Source organism: Kitasatospora sp. NPDC090308 (genome assembly GCF_044769485.1).
GTDB classification, from domain to species: Bacteria; Actinomycetota; Actinomycetes; order Streptomycetales; family Streptomycetaceae; genus Kitasatospora; species Kitasatospora fiedleri.
In genome coordinates this window covers 17,467-39,181 of sequence record NZ_JBIVXY010000009.1, presented here as the reverse complement: position 1 = coordinate 39,181, position 21,715 = coordinate 17,467, and the positions used below count along the sequence as shown (strand labels likewise).

The window sequence follows — 21,715 nt, the reverse complement described above, 5'->3', positions numbered from 1 at the left end:
CCGTAGGGGGAATCTCAGGGGTACCGGCTATGGCTTCCGGGCCCGGCGGGGAGCACCGTGGAGGCATGGGACACGGAGAGTTGTCAGGACGTGAGAACCGCCAGGTCGCCGTCGCCGCCGCGACGCTCGGCCCGTGGCGGACGGCGGCGGCGGTGGGCACGGTGGTCGGCGGGGCCGCGCTCGCGGTGGACGTGGTCACCCTGGACTGGTCATGGGGCATCCTGGCCGGGCCGGTGAGCCTCGGGTTGTTCTTCTTCTTCCTGGTCGGCACCGTGGGCGGGCGGCTGCGCGGCGGCGGCGACCGGCGGCTGCGCCGCTGGGCGGACGCCCACCCGTGGCAGTCGGCGCTGCCCGCCACCGGGGCGCTGCTGGTGCTCAACACCCTGGCGCTGTGGCTGCTGGGCAGCCACGGCCTGTTCGGGGCGCTGTTCACCTCGCTGCTGCCGGCCGGCGTGCTGCTGGCGGTGGCGGGCGTGGTGGGCGCGGTGAAGTCGGCCCGCCGGAGTTGACGCCGCGTCACGTCCGACCCCGTCGTCGTGCGTGTCGGCGGTGGTCGGCATACTTCCGGCCGTGCCGACGATAGATGAGCCGAGGCCGGGCGACGGTGGTCCCGGCAGCTCCGACGACCCCTTCGAGGGGCTGGTGCTGGACGAGGAGTTCGTCCGCGCCGCGACGAACAAGGAAGCCTCCGGGCGGGCCCGGATGCTGACCGAGCGGTGGAGGCGGGAACCGCCGCCGGCGAACGAGCCGTGGCGGCCCACCACCGAGGTGCGGCCCGCCGGGAAGGCCCGGCGGGCCGGCCGCGCGGCCGGGCCGAAGCGCGCCCGCCCGGTGCGCGGCGTGCTGCTGTTCGCGCTGGCGGTGGCGGTCGTGCTGGTCGGCCTGCGGCTGACCGGCACGGGCCGCTCGGACGCCCCGGAGTCCTCCGCGCTGCCCACCGTGGGCGCGGAGACCGCCCCGCCCAGCAGCGCCCCGCCCACCGTGGACCCGGACGTGCCGACCCCGGAGCGCCCCTGGGCGGGTTCGCCCGCCGAGGCGTGGCCGAACGGCGCGGACGGCATCGGGATGCCCGACAGCACGCCCGCGACGGGCGTGTTCGGCGCGAAGCAGGTGGCCGCGCACCTGGACGCGGTGAAGGCGTACCTGGTGGCCACCAACCTGGACCCGCAGGTGCTGGCGGGCGGCAGCCCGCAGCGCGCCCTGGAGCTGCTGAACGGCGAGGACGCCGACCGGCTGTCCCAGGCGCTGGCGCACCCGGACGCCGAGCACGACCCGACCGGCTGGCTGAGCCGGTTCGACCCGGCCCGGGCGGTGCCGGTCACCGACCAGGTGAAGGTGCAGGGCCGGATCAGCTTCGAGGGCGACGGCGACAAGGGCATGCTGGTGCACACCGACGTCACCTACGTGTACGCGCTGCGCCCCGGCCCGGACGCCGGGAAGGCCGGCGGGGGCGGCGCCGACGCGCGGCCGGCCTCCTGGGCGGGGGCGGACCACAGCCGGTCGGTGGACCGGGAGATCGTCCGCCGGGTGCAGGACTTCCGGTTCTACGACCCGGAGCACTACCGGGTGACGCCCGGGAAGCTGGTGCTGGACAAGGGGAACAGCGAGTTCGGCAACAACCGGTGCGCGTGGGGGGCCGGCTACCTGGAGCCCGATTTCGCCTTCCTGCGGGCGCCGTCGGCCGACCCGTCGCAGAGTGGCCCGACCGTCGACCCGTACAACCGGACCGCGCCACTGCGGGAGGACCGGGAGTGCGGGACGGTCAGCCGCACCTGACGGCCGCTCAGGAGCGCCGCCGGGCCGCCTTGCGCGCGTCGCGCCCGGCCCGGGCGGCGCCGCGGCGGTGCCAGGTGGCGGTCTCCCGGTCGTGGACGGCCCGCCTGAGGCCCTCGCCGGGGGCCTCGACCAGGCTGCGGGCGAAGTAGGCGGCCAGCGCGCCGACGGAGCCGATCAGCCAGACCCCGGCCAGCGACTTCTCCTCCGCCATCCAGCCGGTGAGCGAGTCCCGGCCCTCGGTGAGGATCCTCCAGTTCCGCAGGCCGGCCAGCGCCGAGCAGAGGCCGATGGCGAGCGTCAGCGGCAGCGAGAGCGGGGCGGCTTCGGAGAGCCGGACGCCGGAGACGCCCAGCCGCAGCGCGAGCGCCCCGGCGGCGGTGGCGGCGAGGGCGCCGAGCGAGACCGCGACGCGGCGCAGCCAGTAGTCGGGGCCGCGCCGGACCCAGGTGGTGCCGAACCAGCGGATCGGCTGGGGGGCGGGTGCCCCGTCCGCGGTGGTGGTCGTGGCCGTCGTACGCGTCGTACTCACGGTCCGATTATCACCACGAGCGGGGTCCGCCCCCGGGGCAACGCGCCTCAGCCGAGCTTGGAGACGTCCCGGACGGCGCCCTTGTCGGCGGAGGTGGCCATCGCGGCGTACGCCCTGAGCGCGGCGGAGACCTTCCGGTCGCGGTTCCTGGGGCGGTAGCCGCCCTCGGACTCCAGCTTGAGGCGGCGCTCGTGCAGCTCCTCGAAGGAGACGTCGAGGTTGATGGTGCGGGCCGGGATGTCGATGGTGATCGAGTCACCGTCCTCGACCAGCGCGATGGCGCCGCCGGAGGCCGCCTCCGGGGAGACGTGGCCGATGGACAGGCCGGAGGTGCCGCCGGAGAACCGGCCGTCGGTGATCAGCGCGCAGGCCTTGCCCAGGCCGCGGCCCTTGAGGAAGGAGGTGGGGTAGAGCATCTCCTGCATGCCGGGGCCGCCCTTGGGGCCCTCGTAGCGGATGACCACCACGTCGCCCTCGGTGACCTGCTTGGTCAGGATCTTCTCGACCGCCTCGTCCTGGGACTCGCAGACCACGGCCTTGCCCCGGAAGCGCCAGATCGACTCGTCCACGCCGGCGGTCTTCACCACGCAGCCGTCCTCGGCGATGTTGCCGTACAGGACGGCGAGGCCGCCCTCGACCGAGTAGGCGTGCTCGACGCTGCGGATGCAGCCGCCCGCGTCGTCGGTGTCCAGGGTGTCCCAGCGCTCGGACTGGCTGAACGCCTCGGCGGAGCGGACGCAGCCGGGGGCGGCGTACCAGAGGTCGACCGCCTCGGCGGAGGCCGAGCCGCCGCGCACGTCCCAGGTCTTCATCCACTCGGCGAGCGAGTCGGAGTGCACGGTGTGGACGTCCTCGTGCAGCAGGCCGCCGCGGTACAGCTCGCCCAGGATGGCGGGGATGCCGCCCGCGCGGTGCACGTCCTCCATGTAGTAGGAGCCGTTGGGGGCGACCTTGGACAGGCAGGGCACCTTGCGGGAGATGCTGTCGATGACCCGCATGTCGAAGTCGACCTCGGCCTCCTGGGCGGCGGCCAGCAGGTGCAGGATGGTGTTGGTGGAGCCGCCCATCGCGATGTCCAGCGCCATGGCGTTCTCGAACGCGGCGCGGGTGGCGATGTTGCGCGGCAGGACGGACTCGTCGTCGCCGCCGTAGTAGCGGTTGGTGATCTCCACGACCGTGCGGCCGGCCTGCTCGTACAGGGCGCGGCGGCCGGTGTGGGTGGCCAGCAGCGAGCCGTTGCCGGGCAGCGAGAGGCCGATCGCCTCGGTGAGGCAGTTCATCGAGTTGGCGGTGAACATGCCCGAGCAGGAGCCGCAGGTCGGACAGGCGTTCTCCTCGATGATCGAGATGTCCGCGTCGGAGACGTTCTCGTTCACCGCCTGGGAGATCGCGTCCACCAGGTCCAGCTTGCGCACCGTGCCGTCGACCAGGGTGGCCTTGCCGGCCTCCATCGGGCCGCCGGAGACGAAGACGGTGGGGATGTTCAGGCGCAGCGCGGCCATCAGCATGCCGGGGGTGATCTTGTCGCAGTTGGAGATGCAGATCAGCGCGTCGGCGCAGTGCGCGTTGACCATGTACTCCACCGAGTCGGCGATCAGGTCGCGCGAGGGCAGCGAGTACAGCATGCCGTCGTGGCCCATCGCGATGCCGTCGTCCACCGCGATGGTGTTGAACTCGCGCGGGATGCCGCCCGCCTGCTTGATCGCCTCGGAGACGATCCGGCCGACCGGCTGGAGGTGGGTGTGGCCCGGGACGAACTCGGTGAAGGAGTTGGCGACCGCGATGATCGGCTTGCCGAAGTCCTCGCGGGCTACGCCCGCGGCGCGCAGAAGGGCGCGCGCGCCCGCCATGTTGCGACCCTGGGTGACCGTGTTGGACCTCAGCTGGGGCATCGTTGCCGCTCCTTCAGGAGACTCTCGGGGGCTGTCGAGCCTACGCCCGCACCGGCCGTTCCCGGACCCGGTGTCCGCGATGCGGTCAGCGCGGGCGGCCTCCGCGGCCCCGGACGCTACGGCTTCGGCAGCACGAAGGCGTCCAGCCGGTACGGCTCGGTGACCTGCCCGTCCGGGAACTCGGCGAGCAGCGCCGCCCGCTCGGCGGCCAGCACCGGGGCCCGCCGCTCCGGCTCCAGCACCGCGAAGTACGAGCGGGAGGTCAGGTCGTCGATCACCTGCTCCACCGGGACGGTCCGCTCCCAGCGCAGCCGCGCGGAGCGCACCTCCAGGCCCGATCCCGTCAACTTCTCCGGCCTGGCGTTCACCCCGCTGTGGTGGTCGTACGTGGGCAGGGCCGCCGCCAGCCGCTCCTGCTGGGCCGCCAGCCAGGGCACCTCGAAGTCCTTGACGTTCCACCACACCGCCAGCGACCCGCCCGGGCGCAGCACCCGCAGCGCCTCCGGGATCGAGCGCGCCGGGTCGGTCCAGTGGAACGCCTGGGCGTACGTCACCAGGTCCACCGAGGCGTCGTGGAACGGGAGTTCGTCACCCACCGCCTTCACCACCGGGACGCCCGGGCTCAGCTCGCGCAGCACCGCGGCCATCCCCTCGCTCGGCTCGACCGCGACCACCCGGGCTCCGCGTCCGGCCAGCAGCCGGGTGGCGATGCCGGTGCCCGCGCCGACGTCCAGCACCTCGGCCCCGGCCAGCGGGCGGCCGGCCAGCCGCTCCAGCTCGTCGAAGAGCGCGTCCGGGTAGGACGGCCGGGCGGCCTGGTACTGGGCGGCCACCGGGCCGAAGGAGTTGGCGTGCGCCGCGGTGTCGTACACCGGCGGGTTCCCCTGTTCCGTCACGGGTCCGACTCTAGGCGCGAACGCCCCGCGCGGTGGCGGGGGTTCGCCGACGGAGGACGTGTCAGTCGGCCGGCCGCGCCGTCGCCAGGTGCAGCCGGGTGAAGGCCAGCGCCTCGGCCAGGTCGGCCTCCCGCTCGGCGGGGCCGCCCGCCTTGCGGGTGTTGACCTCCAGCACCACGTGCCCGTCGAAGCCGGTGCGGGCCAGGCGCTCCAGCAGCTCCGCGCAGGGCTGCTTGCCGCGTCCGGGGATCAGGTGCTCGTCCTTGCCGGAGCCCGAGCCGTCCGCCAGGTGCACGTGGGCCAGCCGGTCGCCCATCCGGTCGACCAGTTCGAGGGCGTCCGTGCGGGAGGTCGCGGCGTGCGAGAGGTCGACGGTGAAGTGCCGGTACTCCTCGTCCGTGACGTCCCAGCCCGGCGCGTACGCCAGCACCTCGCGGTCCCGGTAGCGCCACGGGTACATGTTCTCCACCGCGAACCGGACGTCGGTCTCCCCCGCCATCCGGCCGATCCCGGCCACGAAGTCCTTGGCGTACTGCCGCTGCCAGCGGAACGGCGGGTGCACCACCACGGTGTCCGCGCCCAGCCGCTCGGCCGCCTTCCGGGCCCGCACCAGCTTGGTCCACGGGTCGGTGCTCCACACCCGCTGGGTGATCAGCAGGCACGGCGCGTGCACCGCGAGGATCGGCACCCCGTGCCGGTCGGAGAGCCGCCGCAGCGCCTCCACGTCCTGGCTCACCGGGTCGTTCCAGACCATCACCTCGACGCCGTCGTACCCCAGCCGGGCGGCCAGCTCGAAGGCCGTCTCGGTGGTCGACGGGTACACCGACGCGGTCGACAGCGCGACCTTCGTGTCGGGCACGTGCAGCGCCGGGTGCGGGGCCGGCAGCACCGGCCGGTCCAGCTTGCGCCGCGCCGCCCGGGCGGCCCGGGCCGCCTTGGACGGCAGCGGGCCGCGCCTCGTCCTCCGACCGCCCGTTGCATCCGCCACGCAGACCAGACTAGGTCACGCCCCGGGAAAACCAGGGGCTCGGGGAGAACCGCCCTGCCGGGAGCGCGGACGGGGACGCGGGGGACCACGCGGCCGGCCGGGCCCGCGCGGGGGCCCGCGGCGCAGGGCGGCGAGCCGCGCCGCCGCGCGGGGCCCGCGCCGTCCGGTCAGGCCCCGACGGCGATCCGGTGCTCGGGTCCGTCCATCGTGTCCAGCCGCCGCAGGATGATGCCCTCGCGCAGGGCCCACGGGCAGATGTCCAGCTCCTCCAGGCCGAAGAGGTCCATCGCCGCGTCGGCGACCAGCGCGCCGGCCAGCAGCTGGCGGGCCCGGCCGGCCGAGACGCCGGGGATCTGGGCCCGCTCGGCGGGCGTCATCGCGGCGAGCCGGGGCAGCCAGGCGGAGAGGCCGGCGCGGGTGAGCCGGCGGGGGACCCGGACGCCCGCGCCCTCGGGGGCGGCGCCGGTCATCCGGGCGAGCTGCTTGAAGGTCTTGGAGGTGGCCACCGCGTGGTCGGGCGGCCCGAGCCGGGCGATGTCGCCGACCGCGCCGGCGATCTCGGCCCGGATGTGCCGCCGCAGTTCGCGCAGGTCGCCCGGGTCGGCGACCTCGCCGGGCAGCCGGGAGGTGAGGCGGCCGGCGCCGAGCGGCAGGGAGGTGGCGACGGCGGGCTGCTCGTCGATGCCGCAGGCGATCTCCAGCGAGCCGCCGCCGATGTCCAGGTTGAGCAGCCGGCCGGAGGACCAGCCGAACCAGCGGCGGACGGCGAGGAAGGTCAGCCGGGCCTCGTCCTGCCCGGAGAGCACGTTGAGCGCGACGCCGGTCTCGTCCTCGACCCGGCGCAGCACCTCCTCGCCGTTGGCGGCCTCCCGGACCGCCGAGGTGGCGAACGGCAGCAGGTCGACCACGCCCTTGTCCTCGGCCACCCGCAGCGAGGAGGCGACCATGGAGACCAGGCGCTCGACCCCCGTCCCGCTGATCGCCCCGTCCTCCTCCAGCAGCTCGGCGAGGCGGAGTTCGGCCTTGTGGGAGTAGGCGGGCAGCGGGGCCGCGCCGGGGTGGGCGTCCACCACGAGGAAGTGGACGGTGTTGGAGCCTACGTCGAGCACACCGAGTCGCATGACCGCCCAACCTAGCCCAAACCGGTGACCGCCAGGGATACCGGCGGGGACACCGCCGGCGGTACCACCGGGGTCACAGCATCCCGTCCCAGAGCTGCTCGACGATGACCGCCCACCAGTTCTCCGGGTCGCGCAGCGCGGTGCGGTCCAGGGCGGCCAGCGCCCACTGGAACTCGGCGACGGCCGGGCCGGCCTGCTCGGGGGGCAGGTCGAGCAGCCGGGGGCGGCGTTCGGCGAGCAGCGCCAGGCAGCGGGTGAAGGCGGTCAGGTCGGCGTTGCAGTAGCGGGCCTCGCCGGTGTCGGGGTCGACGGCGCGGACCCGTCCCTGGGCGGTGTCGACGGTGAGCAGCGCCCAGCCGTCGGTGCCGATCACGCGCTGGCCGAGCAGCGCGGCCCGGGCGGCGGCGGTGGCCCGGCGGCCCCGGCCGCGCGCGGCCAGCAGCTCGGCGAGGTCGGGCAGCGGCGGGGCGGCCGGCCCGGCGATGCCGTCGGCCTCCGGCAGGTACAGGGTGAAGAAGCCGGGGACCTCGCGCGGCAGCCCGGTGCGCCGCAGCGGGCGGCCGACGGCCTCGGGCAGGTCGGCGGCGAGCACCTCGGCCTGCTCGAAGCGGCGGGTGCCGTCCTCGCCGAACAGGGCGGCCAGCCGCTTGCCCAGGCCGGTCTCGTCCTCGGGCTGGGCGGGCGGCACCGCGGGCGGGAACGGCACCCGGTTGTAGCCGCTGCGGGCCCGGGCCACCAGGGCCCGCACGGCCACCGCCCGGTGGTCGTGGCGCGGCCCGTACGGCTGCTCGAACTCCAGCCGGACGCCCGGCAGTTGCTCGGTGACGGCCTGCTCGAAGTAGCCGCCGGGGAGCATCGACAGGCGCAGGTCGGTGCGGAGCGCGACCAGGTTCTCGGCCGGGACGCCCTGCTCGGCGAGCTGGCGGCGGGCCCGCAGCGCGGGGTGCGGGCGGCCGTGCGCGGAGTGGACGGTCAGCGAGCGCAGCTCGTCCCGGTCGTCCCGGTAGGTCAGGGTGGCCCGGGTGCCCGGGCCGGTGACCGGCGGCAGCGCCGGATGGTGGCTGCCGGCGCCGAGCCGGTCGCGGTGCAGCTGCTCGACCACCGGCACCGGGACGGACGGGTAGACCACGAGTTCGCCGGTGACCCGGTCGACCACGGCGCAGGCCGCGCCGATCTCCTCGGGGGCCCGGCGGGCGCCGGTCAGCGGGTCGGTGAGGACCGGCGCGGGCTCGGGCCAGAGCACCCAGCCGAGGTCGAACTCGTGGCACCTGACAGGCCGTGAACCCTCCTGCGGGAGGTCGCCGTTGACCCAGCGGTGGGCGGTGGCGAGGGCCTGCTCGCGGGTGATCATCGGCTGGTGCTCCCGGTGGTGGTGCGGTGGATGGTGAGCCGGGAGCGCGGCGGGGCGGGCGCCGCGGCGGGGGCGGTGTCGTCAGCGGCCCCGGCGGCGGCACCGTCCTCCGCACCGGCCGCACCGGCCGCGCCGACCAGGGCCGGCTCCGGGGCGCGCTCGGGGGCGCGCTCCGGGACGGCGACGGTGGCCGGCAGCGGCGCGGTCAGGTCGATCGGCCGGTCGGCGGCGTCCACCGCGATCGCCCACAGGCCGTGGTCGGCCGGGTAGAGCGGGGTGGGCCCGGCGTAGCCGGTCTGGTGGTCCAGGTAGCTGAGGACGCCCTTGTGGTTGACGGCGTTCCAGGTGTGCGAGCGGCCGAACGCGTCGACGGTGAGCAGCACCGCCCGGGTGCCGGTGCCGTGGGCGAGCAGGGCCCGGCCTAGCTTGCCGTGGGCCTCGGTGCCGTCGCCGAGGTCGAGGAAGCGGGTGCCGAGTTCGAGCTCGGCGCGGTCGCGGCCGCCGCGCTCGCCGGCCGGGCCGTCGGGCAGCCGGGGCGCGGCGCAGGTCGGGACGCCGCCGAGGGTGTCCACGGCGGACAGCGACACGTCCACGCAGTTGTTGGCGCGCCCGCTCTCGGCGGGGCCGCCGCCGTTGAGCACCTCGGTCCACTCGCCGACCATCGGGTCCGGCGCGGGCACCGGGGTGCGGCGCACCGCCTCGGCCTGGTGCGCCGGGTCGACCGGGCCCAGCCCGCCGGGCAGGCCGTACGGGCGGCTGTCGGCGAGGGTCCGCTCGCGCTCGCCGGCCGGTCGCGGGGCGACGGCGCCGGGGTGGCGGCCGTTGGCGATCACCAGCCAGGCCGCGGACGCCTGTCCGGGGTTCACCGGCAGGCCCTGCTCGTCCGTACCGGCCTGGCGCCGGGTGTCCACCAGCGGCTCGTAGCCGCGGGCCGGGGTGCCGGACGCGTGCTGGCCGATCCCGCCGCCGCCCGCGGGCGGCACCGGGACGCCGGTCACCGGGCGTCCGCCGACCGGCTGCTGGCCGACGCCGATCACCGCGGCCCCGCCGCCCGCCGCGCCGGGGGCACCGGGGGTGCCGACCGCGCCGACCTGGCCGGGAGCGCCGACCGCGCCGCCCACCGGGCCCGCCGCGGGCGCGCCCGGGACACCGGCCGCGCCGGGGGCCCCCGGGGCACCGGGCACCGCCGCCGCGCCGCCGGGCACCGCGCCGACCGGTCCGCCGATCGGGCCCGCACCGGCCACCGGGCCGGTCGCCACCGGCCCGCCCGTCGGGATGCCGCCGCCGACCGGGGCGGCCGTACCGCCGCCGACCGGGCCGAGCTGGAACGAGGAGCCGCCGGACGGGCCCGACCCGCCGGAGGACGGCCCGGGGTCGGCGAGGCGGTGACCGCCGCCGCCCCCGCCGCCGGACGACCAGATGTCGCCGCCGCTCACCACCGGCGGGGCGCTCGGCGCGGGCGGCGCGGCCACCGAGTCGACGTGCACCGACACCGGCAGGTCCGGCACGCTGTGGCCGCCGCCGCCGTACGAGCCGCCGCCGTACGAGCCACCGCCGTACGAGCCGCCACCGCCGCCGTACGAACCGCCGCCGGACGGGGTGCTGACGGTCGGTCCGCTGTAGGCGGGTGCCGTGGGGCTGCCGTAGGAGACGTTGTGCGAACCGCCCTGGTAGCCGGTGCTCTGGTGGCCGCGGTAGCCGCCGCTGTCGGCCGGGCCGGACTGCGGGTGACCGCCCGGGTCGCCGAGCGCGCTCTGGGTCACCGCCGACACCGGTTCGGTGACGGTGCCGGCCAGGTCGGTCAGCAGGCCGCCGTGGCCGGGGCCGAGCGGGCCGAGCGGGCCGCCGTGCCCGGGGCCCGGGCCCGTGCCGGGCCCGGTGCCGTCGCCGGCCCAGGTGCCGTGCCCGTCCGGGCCGCCGTGGCCGTGGGCGTGCGGCAGGTCGTTCTGGAACGGGCCGCCCGGCTGCTGGCCGTCCATCACGCTGACCGGCTGCCCGTCGGGGCCGAGCAGGTCCAGCGGGCGGCCGTCCGCGCCGAACTGGATCACCTGTCCGCCCGGGCCGGCCGCCCGGCCGGAGGCGTCCACGGTGACCGGGTGGCCGTCGTGGCCGGTCAGCAGGTGGCCGTCCGGGTCGGCGACCAGGCCGGCGACCTGGGTGCCGTCGGCGTCCAGCATCACCGGGTGGCCGTCGTCGCCGAGTTGGGGCTTGCCGTTCAGGCCGAGCGCCAGCGTGATGCCGGTGCCGACCAGCGCGCCGCCCAGGCCCACCAGCAGCGGCTTGCCGTTGCCGCCGAGCAGCGGCTTGCCGTCCTCGCCCATCGCCACGCCGGTGACCGGGGTGCCGTTGGCGTCGACCAACTGCTGGGTGCCGTCCGGGCCCTGGGTGACCGTCAGGCCGTCCACGCCCTTGACCCGCTGCCCGTCCTCGCCGACCAGCACCGGGTTGCCGTGCCGGTCGGTGCGCACCGTGCCGTCGGCCTTGACCTCGGCGTGCAGGCCCGCGACGGCGGCCACCTCGACCGAGCGGGCCACCCCGGCCCGCGCCAGCGCCCCGGTGACCTTCCCGGAGCGGGCCGCCATCGAGGTCTCGCGCAGTTCGCCGTGCAGGCCCCGGCCGTCGGTCTGGGCGATCCGCTCCAGCGCGACCAGGGGCGGCTCCTTGGCCAGCGACCTGGCGGCCTCGCCCATGTCCCGGCCGAGCCGCTCCAGCAGCTGGCCGATCCTCGACTTGGCGTGCTCGACCGCGGCCAGCTCCTCGGCCTCGGCGGCCAGCTCCTTGACCGCGCCGACGGCCGCGCCGATCGTGCCGGTCACCAGCCCGCCCAGTCCGGTGGCGGCCTCCTTGCCGGCCTGCGCGATGTCCGCCTTGGCCTTGGCCTCGGCCGCGTCGGCCGCCCGGATCTTCTCGGTCAGCTCGGTGAGCACCGCGATGATGTCGGCCTTCACCTGGTCGGCCACCCCGGCCGCCTTGTCCAGCGCGGCGGCCACCAGCCCGGCCGCCGCCGCGGCGTCGTCCAGCTGGCCGCGCCCGCCGCCGCTGAACTGCCGCCAGTGGTCGGCGAAGGCGTCCACCGCGCGGCCCTTGTTCTCCCCCGACACCCGCTGCACGGAGGCCGCGCCGCGGGCCACCAGGGCGTCCGCGTCCGACCCGAACTCGCGCCACAGGCCGGCCGCCCGGCGCAGCCCGTCCTCGTCCGCCTGCGGCCACGCGTGGCCGGTCCGCGCCAGCGCGGGGGCGAGTTCCTCCGGCAGGTTCCTGGACACGTGCTCCCCCTTCGGGTGGTACGGCTCGGCGCGCGCGGCGGCCCGCCAGGTGGACTGACTCCGGTTCAGGCCCGGCCGGTTGCGGTCGGGTGGTTCAGCGAGGGCGCGTCGAAGTCCGCGCTGATCTCCTGGTCGGTGCGGTCGGTGGTGTCCGCCATCGTGTGCAGCCCGCGCCCGATCCGGCCCAGCCGCTCCGACAGCCCCTGCAGCCCGGCCAGCGCGCCCTCCCGGGCCTCGCCGTACGCGGTGCCGAACGGCTGCCCCGGTTCGTCCTCGCCCCACGGCGCGCCCAGCGCCGCCAGGCCGCTCTCCAGCTGCTTCGCCGCGTTACCGAACTCGTCCGAGATCTTCTCGAACTCACGTCCCTCGCCGTGGAGTTCCCACGACCGGATGACGACCTCGTCGCCCATCTGCACTCCCCCGTGCAAGGGCGCCCGTGCGCCCGACCTATCGGCTGAGCCATCCTAGGACCACACTCCGCCCGCGCCGACCGGCCGGCGGCCCTTTTCACAGCCGTTTCACCTTCCCCGGCCGCCCGAAACCCCCGGAACCACCCCAACTCGGACGAACCCCCGGCAAAGCCGCGGCGCCGCGACCCCGGCCCGTCCCGCCCAGGCCATACCCTTGCCGGGTGGCACCAGCTGACAGCACCAAGAACAAGAAGACCAAGAAGCCCGCCAAGGCCGACGAGCCGGCGAAGACCGCCAGGGCCGCCAAGGCCGCCAAGGCCAAGGGCCCCGCCGTCGACCTGGCGATGCCCACCGTCCGCGAGGTCGCCCTCGACTTCCCGCGCGCCTGGGTCGAGTTCACCGACCCCGCCGACGAGGACCAGGTGTTCCGCTGCGACCTCACCTGGCTCACCTCCCGCTGGGGCTGCATCTTCGGCAAGGGCTGCCACGGCATCCAGCCCGGCCGCGGCGCCTCCGACGGCTGCTGCACCCTCGGCGCCCACTACTCCGACGAGGACGACGAGCAGCGCGTCGCCGGGCACGCCGCCCGGCTCACCCCCGACATCTGGGAGCACCACGCCGAGGGCACCGACGCCAGGGGCCGGATCCGCCGCGACGGCGGCATCACCATGTTCGACGAGGACGGCGACCGCCAGACCCGCCGGGTCAACGGGGCCTGCCTCTTCCTCAACAGCCCCGGCTTCCCCGGCGGCGCCGGCTGCGCCCTGCACGTCCTGGCCCTGCGCGAGGGCCTCGAACCGCTGGAGACCAAGCCCGACGTCTGCTGGCAGCTGCCGGTGCGCCGCACCTACGACTGGATCGACCGGCCCGACGACACCCGCTACCTCCAGGTCTCCATCGGCGAGTACGACCGCCGCGGCTGGGGCCCCGGCGGCCACGACCTGCACTGGTGGTGCACCGGCTCCCCCGAGGCCCACCGCGCGCCCGACCCGGTCTACGTCTCCTACCGCCCCGAGCTCACCGAGCTCATGGGCCGGGCCGCGTACGACCAGCTCGTCGCCCTCTGCGAGGCCCACGACACCCGGCTGGCCCCGCACCCCGCGGACCAGTAGCGCCCGGGAGCGGGCCCCCGCCGGGGCCCGCTCACTTGTCGATGTCGCCGACCACGAAGAACATCGACCCCAGGATCGCCACCATGTCCGCCACCAGCGTCCCCGGCAGCAGCTCGGTCAGCGCCTGGACGTTGTTGAAGGACGCCGAGCGCAGCTTGAGCCGCCACGGCGTCTTCTCGCCGCGCGAGACCAGGTAGTACCCGTTCAGGCCGAGCGGGTTCTCGGTCCAGGCGTACGTCTCGCCCTCCGGCGCCTTGAGCACCTTGGGCAGCCGCAGGTTGACCGGCCCGGCCGGCAGGTCGGCCAGCCGGTCGAGGCACGCGTCGGCGAGGTCGAGGGAGTTGGCGGTCTGCTCCAGCAGGCACTCGAACCGGGCCAGGCAGTCGCCCTCCTCCCGGACGGCCACCCTCAGGACGTCCCGCAGCTCCCCGTAGGCGAGGTAGGGCTCGTCGCGGCGCAGGTCGAAGTCGACGCCGCTGGCCCGGGCGATCGGCCCGCTGACGCCGTACGCGTGCACGTGCGCGCGGGAGAGGACGCCGACGCCCGCCGTGCGGCCGCGGAAGATCTCGTTGCCGAGCACCAGGTCCTCGAAGACCGGCAGCTGCCCGCGCACCACGCCGACCGCGCGCCGGACCCGGCCGAGCCAGCCGGCCGGGAGGTCCTCCTTGAGGCCGCCGACCCGGTTGAACATGTAGTGCATCCGGCCGCCGGAGGCCTCCTCCAGGACGTGCTGGAGCTCCTCGCGGCCGTTGAAGGAGTGGAAGATCGGGGTGATGCCGCCCAGTTCCAGCGGGTAGGAGCCGAGGAACATCAGGTGGTTGAGGACGCGGTTGAGCTCGGCCAGCAGCGTCCGCAGCCAGACCGCCCGCTCGGGGACCTCCATGCCGAGCATCCGCTCGACGGCCAGCACCACGCCCAGCTCGTTGGCGAACGCGGACAGCCAGTCGTGCCGGTTGGCCAGCATGATGATCTGCCGGTAGTCGCGGGCCTCGAAGAGCTTCTCCGCGCCGCGGTGCATGTAGCCGATCACCGGCTCGGCGGAGACGATCCGCTCCCCGTCGAGCACCAGCTTCAGGCGGAGCACGCCGTGCGTGGACGGGTGCTGCGGGCCGATGTTGAGCACCATGTCGGTGCTGCCGCCGTCGCCGGGGAGCGTCTGCGCGCCCGGGCCGATGCCGACCGTGGTCTCCGTCATGGCCGTCGCCTCCTTCTACGAGGGGAGAGTCTGCCATCCCGGCAGGCCCGCGAGGTCGTCCGGTACCGGCATCCGGACGGCCTGGACCAGCCAGTGGAACGCGCCGAGCCCGCCCGGGTCGGTGAGCTCGGCGGCCTCGCCCGCCCCGCCGAGGGCGCGCAGGTAGGCCGCCGGGTCGCTGCCCGCCAGCGCCAGCGGCGGGCGGGCGCCGCTGACGCCCAGCGCGCGCAGCGCCTCGCGCTGGGTGGTGAGCAGCACCGGGTGCCCGGCGACCGCCGCCGCGTCGAGCGCGACGTGCGCGGTCAGGTCGCGGGAGCCGTCGGGGACGGGGGCGCACTCGCGGCCGTCCCGGAAGCCGGTCAGGGTGCCGAACGGCGGCCGGGCCGCCCGCAGGTGCCCGTAGTCGACGGCCACCGCCAGGCCCCGCTCCAGGGTGCCGACGGCCGCGGCCCAGGCGGCGTCCCGCGGGCCGCCGAGCTCGACCCGCTCCCCGTCCGGCCACCAGCGCCCGGCCCAGGCCGCGTCCTGCGGGTCCACCGGCCCGCCGGGCCGCTCCGCCCCGTCCGGCGCGACCTCGACGTAGCGCAGCCGCCCGTCCGCGCCGCGCTCGGCCACCTCCAGCGGGACGTTGTCCAGCCACTCGTTGGCGAACAGCAGGCCCCGGACGCCGGCGGGCGGCTCGGCGGACCAGCCGATCTCGGCGGGCAGGCCGGCCGGGCGGTCGGCCAGCTCGACGGCCCGGAGGTTCACCCGTCCGCGCAGCCCGGCGGGGAGCAGGTCGCGCACCGCGAGGGTGAGTTCGCCGCGGCCGGCGCCGACGTCGACGAAGGCCAGCCGCTCCGGCCGGCCGAGCGCCGCGTCGACCCCCGCCAGCAGGCGGGCGACGGCGGCGGCGAAGCGCGCGGAGGCGTGCACCGAGGTGCGGAAGTGCCCGGCCGGGCCCTCCGGCCTGCGGTAGAAGCCGCCGTCGGGCCGGTACAGGGCGTGTTCGATCGCGGGCCGCCACCGCATCCATGTCATGGTGGGCGACGTTACCGGGGCGGATCCGCCTCCACCCTGGGGAGTAGCCCCGGATCGACCTCGCGGCGGAGCAGAACGGCCCCGCGGACTCCCTACGCTGGAGACGTGCATCGACTCAACGCCTGGCTCCGCCGACATCCCGTGGTCGTCGACTCCGGCTGGGCACTGCTCGTCCTGATGCTCGGCGTGCTCGCCGCGGTCGAGTCGTCCGGCATGCCGGACGACCCGCTGCCCTCCTGGAAGCACTACACCGGCGTCGCGGTCGCCGTCCTGCTGCCCGCCCTGATGGTGGTGCGCCGCCGCCGGCCGGACGCCACCACCGCGGCGGCCGTCGCGCTCGGCCTCGGCCAGGTCGCGTTCGGGATCGACCCCAACGTGTCGAGCGTCGCCTACCTGGTGTTCGGCTACACCGGCGCCGCGTTCGGCCACGCCTGGACGTCCCGGCTGGCGCTGGCGGCCAGCCTGGCGGCCGGTCCGCTGACGCTGTGGCGGCTGACGCCCGCGGAGCAGCGCCAGAGCGGCTACGCGGCGGTGTTCCTGGCCGTCCTGATGACCACCCCGTTCGTGCTGTGCTGGGCCTGGGGCCGGCTCACCCGGGTCCGCCGCGCCTACCTGGTCGAGCTGGAGGACCGGGCCGCCCGGCTGGAGCGCGAGCGCGACGCCCAGGCCCAGGTCGCGGTCGCCGCCGAGCGCGCCCGGATCGCCCGCGAGCTGCACGACGTGGTCGCGCACAACGTCTCGGTGATGATCGTGCAGGCCGACGGCGCCGCCTACGTGATGGACTCCTCCCCGCAGCAGGCCAAGGAGGCGCTCGGCACCATCGCGTCCACCGGCCGCCAGGCCCTCGCCGAGATGCGCCGCCTGCTCGGGGTGCTGCGCACCGCCGACACGGCCGGCGAGTACGTGCCGCAGCCCGGCGTCGAGGAGCTGCCCGACCTGCTGGAGCAGGTCCGCACGGCCGGCCTGCCGGTCGAGTTCGCCGCCACCGGCCAGGTCCGCGAACTGCCCCGCGGCCTGGAGCTGACGGTCTACCGGATCGTCCAGGAGGCGCTCACCAACGTCCGCAAGCACGGCGGGCCGGACGCCCGGGCCCGGGTCGCCGTCGACTTCCGGGACGGCGACCTGGAGGTCCTGGTCGAGGACGACGGCCGCGGCTCCACCCGCGAACAGCTCTCCGGCGGCACCGACGGGCTCGGCCACGGCCTGATCGGCATGCGCGAACGCGTCGGTATGGTCAGCGGCAGCCTGGACGTCGGGCCCCGGCCCGGCGGCGGCTTCCGGATCCGGGCCGTCCTGCCGCTCAAAGCCTCCGCCTGACCCACCCGCCCCCCATGTAAGGAGACCCGAGCGATGCCGATCCGCGTCATGCTGGTCGACGACCAGGAACTGCTGCGCACCGGCTTCCGGATGGTCCTGCAGTCACAGGGCGACATCGAGATCGCCGCCGAGGCGGGCGACGGCCAGCAGGCCGTCGACGTGCTGCGCACCGCCGAGGTCGACGTGATCCTGATGGACGTCCGGATGCCCCGGCTCGACGGCGTCCAGGCCACCCGCCGGATCTGCCTCGACGAGCACGGCACCCCGATCGAGGGCGCCCCCCGGGTCCTCATCCTCACCACCTTCGACCTGGACGAGTACGCCTTCGCCGCGCTCAAGGCCGGCGCCTCCGGCTTCCTGCTCAAGGACGTCCCGCCCACCGAGCTGGTCGCCGCGATCCGCTCCGTGCACGGCGGCGACGCGGTGGTCGCCCCCACCACCACCCGCCGCATGATCGACCGCTTCGCCGAGGTCCTCCCCACCCCCGCCGGCACCCCCGGCTCCCCCCTGCTCGGCCCGCTCACCGACCGCGAGCGCGAGGTCTTCCTGCTGGTCGCCCAGGGCCTCTCCAACGGCGAGATCGCCGCCCGCCTGGTCCTCTCCGAAGCCACCGTCAAGACCCACGTCGGCCGCATCCTCGCCAAACTCGGCCTCCGCGACCGCGTCCAGGCCGTCGTCCTCGCCTACGAGAACGGCCTCGTCCGAGCCGGCGAGACCCCCTGACGGGGAGCCGCCGCCCCGGCCCGCGCGCCCCCGGACCGGGCGCACGGGTGGGCGGGCCGGAAACCCCCGTACCATTGACCGGTACGTCTGGTACCCCTAGAGGACTGGAACGGAAGAGTGCTGCCCGACTTCGGAGACCCCTCCGACCCCGGTAACCGCCCCGCCCGACTCACCGTGGGCGTTCTCGGCGCCGGCCGCGTCGGCCCCGCCCTGGGCGCCGCCCTGCAGCTCGCCGGCCACCGCGTGGTCGCCGCGTCCGGCGTCTCCGCCGCGTCCCGCCGCCGGGCCGAGGCCCTGCTGCCGGGGGTGCGGCTGGTCGCGCCCCCGCAGGTGACGGCCGCCGCGGACCTGGTGCTGCTGACCGTCCCGGACGACGCCCTGCCCGGTCTCGTGCAGGGCCTGGCCGCGACCGGCGCGGTCCGCCCGGGCCAGCTGCTCGTGCACACCTCGGGCGCGCACGGCGTGGCCGTGCTGGAGCCCGCCGCCCGGGCGGGCGCGCTGCCGCTGGCGCTGCACCCCGCGATGACCTTCACCGGCACCTCGGTGGACGTGGCCCGGCTGGCCGGCTGCCCGTTCGGGGTGACCGCCCCGGAGGAGCTGCGCCCGGTCGCCGAGGCCCTGGTGGTGGAGATGGGCGGCGAGCCGTCCTGGATCCCCGAGGAGGTCCGGCCGCTCTACCACACGGCGCTCGCGCACGGCGCGAACCACCTGGTGACGCTGGTCGCGCAGGCGATGGAGCTGCTGCGCACGGCGGGCGTCCAGGAACCCGGTCAGATGCTCGGCCCGCTGCTGGGCGCGGCCCTGGACAACGCCCTGCGCTCGGGCGACCTCGCGCTGACCGGCCCGGTGGCCCGCGGTGACGTCGGGACGGTGCGCACGCACCTGGACCGACTCGCTACGGTGACCCCGGACATCGGCCAGGCGTACCGGGCGATGGCGCGGGCGACCGCCCAGCGCGCGGTGGCCAACGGCACGTTGAAGCCGGAGCCGGCGGCGGCGCTGCTGGACGTACTGAACGAGGAGAAGCACTGATGGCACGCGACAGGCGCCCGGCGAAGGCCCCGAAGGCGGCGAAGGCCCGCACGGCGGTGCTGACCCGCACCGTGGAGGAGTTCGAGGCCGCGTTCTGGCCGGACGAGCAGCCGGTGGACAACGCCGTGGTGATGACCATGGGCGCGCTGCACGCGGGCCACGCGGCGCTGGTGCGGGAGGCCCGCCGCCAGGTCGGCCGGGACGGCCGGGTCGCGGTGACGGTCTTCGTGAACCCGCTGCAGTTCGGCGCCGGCGAGGACCTGGACCGCTACCCGCGCACCCTGGACGCGGACCTCGCGCTCGCCGAGGAGGCGGGCGCGGACGTGGTGTTCGCCCCGTCCGTGGACGAGGTGTACCCGAACGGCGAGCCGCTGGTGCGGCTCTCGGCCGGCCCGATGGGCGAGGGCTTCGAGGGCGCGTCCCGCCCGGGGCACTTCGACGGGATGCTGACCGTGGTCGCCAAGCTGCTGCACATCACCGACCCGGACTTCGCGGTGTTCGGCGAGAAGGACGCCCAGCAGCTGGCGATCGTCCGCCGGATGGTCGCCGACCTGGACTTCGACGTGGAGGTGGTCGGCGTCCCGACCGTCCGCGAGGAGGACGGCCTGGCGCTGTCCTCCCGCAACCGCTTCCTCTCCGAGGAGGAGCGCACCCGGGCGCTCGCCCTCTCCCGCGCCCTGTTCGCCGGCCGGGACGCCGGCGCGCAGGGCCCGAAGGCCGTCCGCGAGGCGGCCGCCGCCGTGCTGGAGGGCGCGGACGGCGTCTCCCCCGACTACCTCGCCCTGGTCGATCCGCTGTCCTTCACCGAGGCGCCGGACGACTTCCGGGGCGAGGCGGTGCTCGCCGTCGCGGCCCGGGTCGGCTCGACCCGGCTGATCGACAACGTGAGCGTCATCGTCCGCTAGCCCGGACACCCGGGGCGGCCGGCCCCCCGAGGGCCCGGCCGTCCCGTCCACCACCGGTAGGCACCACCAGGCATGCACTCACAGGAGGCGTGACCCATGTTCCGCACCATGCTCAAGTCCAAGATCCACCGCGCCACCGTCACCCAGGCCGACCTGCACTACGTCGGTTCGGTGACGGTCGACGAGGACCTGCTCGACGCCGCGGACCTGCTCCCCGGCGAGCTGGTCCACATCGTCGACATCAACAACGGCGCCCGGCTGGAGACCTACACCATCGCCGGCCCGCGCGGCTCGGGCGTCATAGGCATCAACGGCGCCGCCGCGCGCCTGGTCCACCCCGGCGACCTGGTGATCCTGATCGCCTACGGGCAGATGGACACCGCCGAGGCCAAGGCGTACCTGCCGAAGGTGGTGTTCGTCGACGAGCGCAACCGGATCACCGGCCTCGGCGGCGACCCCGCGGACGCCCCCGAGGGCAGCGGACTGGTGCGCGGGGACGGCGCGTACGGTGGTGCGAACGGCGCGGCCGACGCCGCCGCGCGCTGAAGGAGCAGCTGAACCCATGTCGCACCGCCTGACCGCCCCCGCCCCCGGCTGGACCACGAGCACCGACGTGGTCGTGATCGGCTCCGGCGTGGCCGGGCTCACCGTCGCGCTCAACGCCCGCAAGGCCGGCCTGCGGGCCATGGTGGTCACCAAGGCGGTGCTGGACGAGGGCTCCACCCGCTGGGCCCAGGGCGGCATCGCCGCCGCCCTGGGCGAGGGCGACACCCCGGAGCAGCACCTCCAGGACACCCTGGTCGCGGGCGCCGGCCTGTGCGACGAGGAGGCGGTGCGCACCCTGGTCACCGAGGGCCCGGACGCGGTGCGCCGGCTCATCGAGGCGGGCGCCGAGTTCGACCTCGACGAGGACGGCGAGATCGTGCTGACCCGCGAGGGCGGCCACCACCGCCGCCGGATCGCGCACGCCGGCGGCGACGCCACCGGTGCCGAGATCGAGCGCGCCCTGGTCGCCGCGATCGAGGCCGACCCGGGCCTGGAGCTGATCGAGCACGCCCTGGTCCTGGACCTGCTCACCGACGCCGACGGGCACGCCTCCGGCGTCACCCTGCACGTGATGGGCGAGGGCCAGCGCGACGGCGTCGGCGCGATCCTGGCCCGGGCCGTGGTGCTGGCCACCGGCGGCATGGGCCAGGTCTTCTCGGCCACCACCAACCCGGCGGTCTCCACCGGCGACGGCGTCGCGCTCGCCCTGCGGGCCGGCGCCGAGGTCACCGACCTGGAGTTCGTCCAGTTCCACCCGACCGTGCTGTTCCTCGGCCCGGACGCCCAGGGCCAGCAGCCGCTGGTCTCCGAGGCGGTCCGCGGCGAGGGCGCGCACCTGGTCGACGCGGACGGGGTCCGCTTCATGGTCGGCCAGCACGAACTGGCCGAGCTCGCCCCGCGTGACATCGTCGCCAAGGCGATCATCCGCCGGATGCACGAGCAGGGCGCCCGGCACATGTACCTGGACGGGCGGCACTTCGGCGCCGAGATGTGGGAGCACCGCTTCCCCACCATCCTGGCCGCCTGCCGGGCGCACGGCATCGACCCGGTCACCGAGCCGATCCCGGTCTCCCCGGCCGCCCACCACGCCTCCGGCGGCGTCCGCACCGACCTGCACGGCCGCACCACCGTCCCGGGCCTGTACGCCTGCGGCGAGGTCGCCTGCACCGGCGTGCACGGCGCCAACCGGCTGGCCTCCAACTCGCTGCTGGAGGGCCTGGTCTTCGCCGAGCGGATCGCCGCCGACCTGGCCGCGCTGAACGCCGCCGGCCGGCTCCCGGCCCGCACCGTCACCACCGACGCGGCGCACGCGGCCGAGCCCGTCCCGCTGCTGCCCGCCGGGGCCCGCGGCGAGCTCCAGCAGCTGATGTCCACCGGCGCGGGCGTGATCCGCTCCGCGGACTCGCTGGCCGCCACCGCCAAGGGCCTGGCCGACCTGGCCGACCCGGACCACCCCGGCTCCCCGTCCGTGGAGACCTGGGAGGCCACCAACCTGCACCAGGTCGCCACCGCACTCACCACCTCCGCCGCCCTGCGCCAGGAGACCCGCGGCTGCCACTGGCGCGAGGACTTCCCCGACCGCGACGACGCCCACTGGCACCGCCACGTCGTCCACCCGCTCGCCGGCTGACGTCCG

General features: G+C 75.9%; 19 protein-coding genes. 9 read left to right on the top strand and 10 right to left on the bottom strand.

All coding sequences use genetic code 11. The features are described 5' to 3' along the window. Positions 1 to 80 precede the first annotated feature (80 nt). Positions 81 to 509 carry a hypothetical protein gene (locus ACIQVD_RS21050; protein ID WP_400687476.1) on the top strand — a complete coding sequence of 143 codons (429 nt, stop codon included), beginning with the start codon at positions 81 to 83 and terminating at the stop codon, positions 507 to 509. Positions 510 to 570: 61 nt separating this feature from the next. After that, positions 571 to 1,776 carry a hypothetical protein gene (locus ACIQVD_RS21045; protein ID WP_402291094.1) on the top strand — a complete coding sequence of 402 codons (1,206 nt, stop codon included), beginning with the start codon at positions 571 to 573 and terminating at the stop codon, positions 1,774 to 1,776. 7 nt (positions 1,777 to 1,783) lie between these two features. Here the strand turns inward: ACIQVD_RS21045 and ACIQVD_RS21040 are convergent, their stop codons facing one another. The 8 genes from ACIQVD_RS21040 to ACIQVD_RS21005 all read right to left on the bottom strand — a co-directional run bounded on the left by ACIQVD_RS21040 (position 1,784) and on the right by ACIQVD_RS21005 (position 12,229). Then, entirely contained in the window at positions 1,784 to 2,305 is a 522-nt protein-coding gene (locus ACIQVD_RS21040; RefSeq protein ID WP_402291092.1) for a hypothetical protein, read from the bottom strand. A gap of 47 nt (positions 2,306 to 2,352) precedes the next feature. Next, complete coding sequence (gene ilvD / locus ACIQVD_RS21035; RefSeq protein ID WP_400687482.1) at positions 2,353 to 4,197, bottom strand: dihydroxy-acid dehydratase; 1,845 nt, start codon at positions 4,195 to 4,197, stop codon at positions 2,353 to 2,355. Positions 4,198 to 4,313: 116 nt separating this feature from the next. Further along, a complete protein-coding gene (locus tag ACIQVD_RS21030) occupies positions 4,314 to 5,093 on the bottom strand; it encodes a class I SAM-dependent methyltransferase (protein WP_400687484.1) in 780 nt (259 codons plus the stop codon). A gap of 61 nt (positions 5,094 to 5,154) precedes the next feature. Beyond that, positions 5,155 to 5,982 (bottom strand): sugar phosphate isomerase/epimerase family protein, encoded by an 828-nt coding sequence (locus tag ACIQVD_RS21025; protein WP_402291269.1) that lies wholly within the window; start codon positions 5,980 to 5,982, stop codon positions 5,155 to 5,157. Positions 5,983 to 6,248: 266 nt separating this feature from the next. Further along, entirely contained in the window at positions 6,249 to 7,202 is a 954-nt protein-coding gene (locus ACIQVD_RS21020) for an exopolyphosphatase (RefSeq protein ID WP_100837704.1), read from the bottom strand. 73 nt (positions 7,203 to 7,275) lie between these two features. After that, positions 7,276 to 8,553 (bottom strand): SUKH-4 family immunity protein, encoded by a 1,278-nt coding sequence (locus ACIQVD_RS21015; protein ID WP_402291089.1) that lies wholly within the window; start codon positions 8,551 to 8,553, stop codon positions 7,276 to 7,278. After that, positions 8,550 to 11,819, bottom strand: a complete 3,270-nt coding sequence (locus ACIQVD_RS21010) for a toxin glutamine deamidase domain-containing protein (RefSeq protein ID WP_402291087.1) — start codon at positions 11,817 to 11,819, stop codon at positions 8,550 to 8,552. The genes ACIQVD_RS21015 and ACIQVD_RS21010 overlap by 4 nt, the downstream gene beginning before the upstream one ends. 65 nt (positions 11,820 to 11,884) lie before the next feature. Continuing rightward, entirely contained in the window at positions 11,885 to 12,229 is a 345-nt protein-coding gene (locus ACIQVD_RS21005) for a WXG100 family type VII secretion target (RefSeq protein WP_400687492.1), read from the bottom strand. A gap of 221 nt (positions 12,230 to 12,450) precedes the next feature. Between ACIQVD_RS21005 and ACIQVD_RS21000 the strand changes: the two genes are divergently transcribed. Then, positions 12,451 to 13,341, top strand: a complete 891-nt coding sequence (locus ACIQVD_RS21000; protein WP_402291085.1) for a hypothetical protein — start codon at positions 12,451 to 12,453, stop codon at positions 13,339 to 13,341. 31 nt (positions 13,342 to 13,372) lie between these two features. On the opposite strand, the gene ACIQVD_RS20995 is transcribed toward ACIQVD_RS21000, so the two are convergent. Both ACIQVD_RS20995 and ACIQVD_RS20990 read right to left on the bottom strand, forming a co-directional pair. Beyond that, positions 13,373 to 14,536 (bottom strand): NADH-quinone oxidoreductase subunit D, encoded by a 1,164-nt coding sequence (locus ACIQVD_RS20995; protein ID WP_400687496.1) that lies wholly within the window; start codon positions 14,534 to 14,536, stop codon positions 13,373 to 13,375. 15 nt (positions 14,537 to 14,551) lie between these two features. Continuing rightward, positions 14,552 to 15,556, bottom strand: a complete 1,005-nt coding sequence (locus ACIQVD_RS20990; protein WP_402291083.1) for an SAM-dependent methyltransferase — start codon at positions 15,554 to 15,556, stop codon at positions 14,552 to 14,554. Positions 15,557 to 15,661: 105 nt separating this feature from the next. Between ACIQVD_RS20990 and ACIQVD_RS20985 the strand changes: the two genes are divergently transcribed. The 6 genes from ACIQVD_RS20985 to ACIQVD_RS20960 all read left to right on the top strand — a co-directional run bounded on the left by ACIQVD_RS20985 (position 15,662) and on the right by ACIQVD_RS20960 (position 21,709). Continuing rightward, positions 15,662 to 16,873: a sensor histidine kinase gene (locus ACIQVD_RS20985; RefSeq protein WP_400687500.1), complete on the top strand. Its 1,212-nt coding sequence runs from the start codon at positions 15,662 to 15,664 to the stop codon at positions 16,871 to 16,873. 33 nt (positions 16,874 to 16,906) lie between these two features. Further along, positions 16,907 to 17,596, top strand: a complete 690-nt coding sequence (locus ACIQVD_RS20980; RefSeq protein ID WP_100837696.1) for a response regulator transcription factor — start codon at positions 16,907 to 16,909, stop codon at positions 17,594 to 17,596. 117 nt (positions 17,597 to 17,713) lie between these two features. Continuing rightward, the gene (locus ACIQVD_RS20975) at positions 17,714 to 18,628 is read left to right on the top strand and encodes a DUF2520 domain-containing protein (protein WP_100837695.1); all 915 of its coding nucleotides are present in this window, start codon (positions 17,714 to 17,716) and stop codon (positions 18,626 to 18,628) included. Beyond that, positions 18,628 to 19,533 carry a pantoate--beta-alanine ligase gene (gene panC, locus ACIQVD_RS20970; protein WP_400687505.1) on the top strand — a complete coding sequence of 302 codons (906 nt, stop codon included), beginning with the start codon at positions 18,628 to 18,630 and terminating at the stop codon, positions 19,531 to 19,533. The genes ACIQVD_RS20975 and panC overlap by 1 nt, the downstream gene beginning before the upstream one ends. Positions 19,534 to 19,629: 96 nt before the next feature. Then, complete coding sequence (panD, locus tag ACIQVD_RS20965; RefSeq protein ID WP_100837693.1) at positions 19,630 to 20,079, top strand: aspartate 1-decarboxylase; 450 nt, start codon at positions 19,630 to 19,632, stop codon at positions 20,077 to 20,079. 16 nt (positions 20,080 to 20,095) lie between these two features. Continuing rightward, on the top strand, positions 20,096 to 21,709 hold the full coding sequence (locus ACIQVD_RS20960; RefSeq protein ID WP_400687507.1) for an L-aspartate oxidase: 1,614 nt from the start codon (positions 20,096 to 20,098) through the stop codon (positions 21,707 to 21,709). The last annotated feature ends 6 nt before the right edge of the window (positions 21,710 to 21,715 follow it).

Excerpts from the sequence above, each read along its gene's own strand:
- ilvD (WP_400687482.1), bottom strand. The coding sequence starts at position 4,197 with ATGCCCCAGCTGAGGTCCAACACGGTCACCCAGGGTCGCAACATGGCG.
- ACIQVD_RS21020 (WP_100837704.1), bottom strand. The coding sequence starts at position 7,202 with ATGCGACTCGGTGTGCTCGACGTAGGCTCCAACACCGTCCACTTCCTC.
- ACIQVD_RS21015 (WP_402291089.1), bottom strand. The coding sequence starts at position 8,553 with ATGATCACCCGCGAGCAGGCCCTCGCCACCGCCCACCGCTGGGTCAAC.
- ACIQVD_RS21005 (WP_400687492.1), bottom strand. The coding sequence starts at position 12,229 with ATGGGCGACGAGGTCGTCATCCGGTCGTGGGAACTCCACGGCGAGGGA.
- ACIQVD_RS20995 (WP_400687496.1), bottom strand. The coding sequence starts at position 14,536 with ATGACGGAGACCACGGTCGGCATCGGCCCGGGCGCGCAGACGCTCCCC.
- ACIQVD_RS20990 (WP_402291083.1), bottom strand. The coding sequence starts at position 15,556 with ATGACATGGATGCGGTGGCGGCCCGCGATCGAACACGCCCTGTACCGG.
- ACIQVD_RS20980 (WP_100837696.1), top strand. The coding sequence starts at position 16,907 with ATGCCGATCCGCGTCATGCTGGTCGACGACCAGGAACTGCTGCGCACC.
- panC (WP_400687505.1), top strand. The coding sequence starts at position 18,628 with ATGGCACGCGACAGGCGCCCGGCGAAGGCCCCGAAGGCGGCGAAGGCC.
- panD (WP_100837693.1), top strand. The coding sequence starts at position 19,630 with ATGTTCCGCACCATGCTCAAGTCCAAGATCCACCGCGCCACCGTCACC.
- ACIQVD_RS20960 (WP_400687507.1), top strand. The coding sequence starts at position 20,096 with ATGTCGCACCGCCTGACCGCCCCCGCCCCCGGCTGGACCACGAGCACC.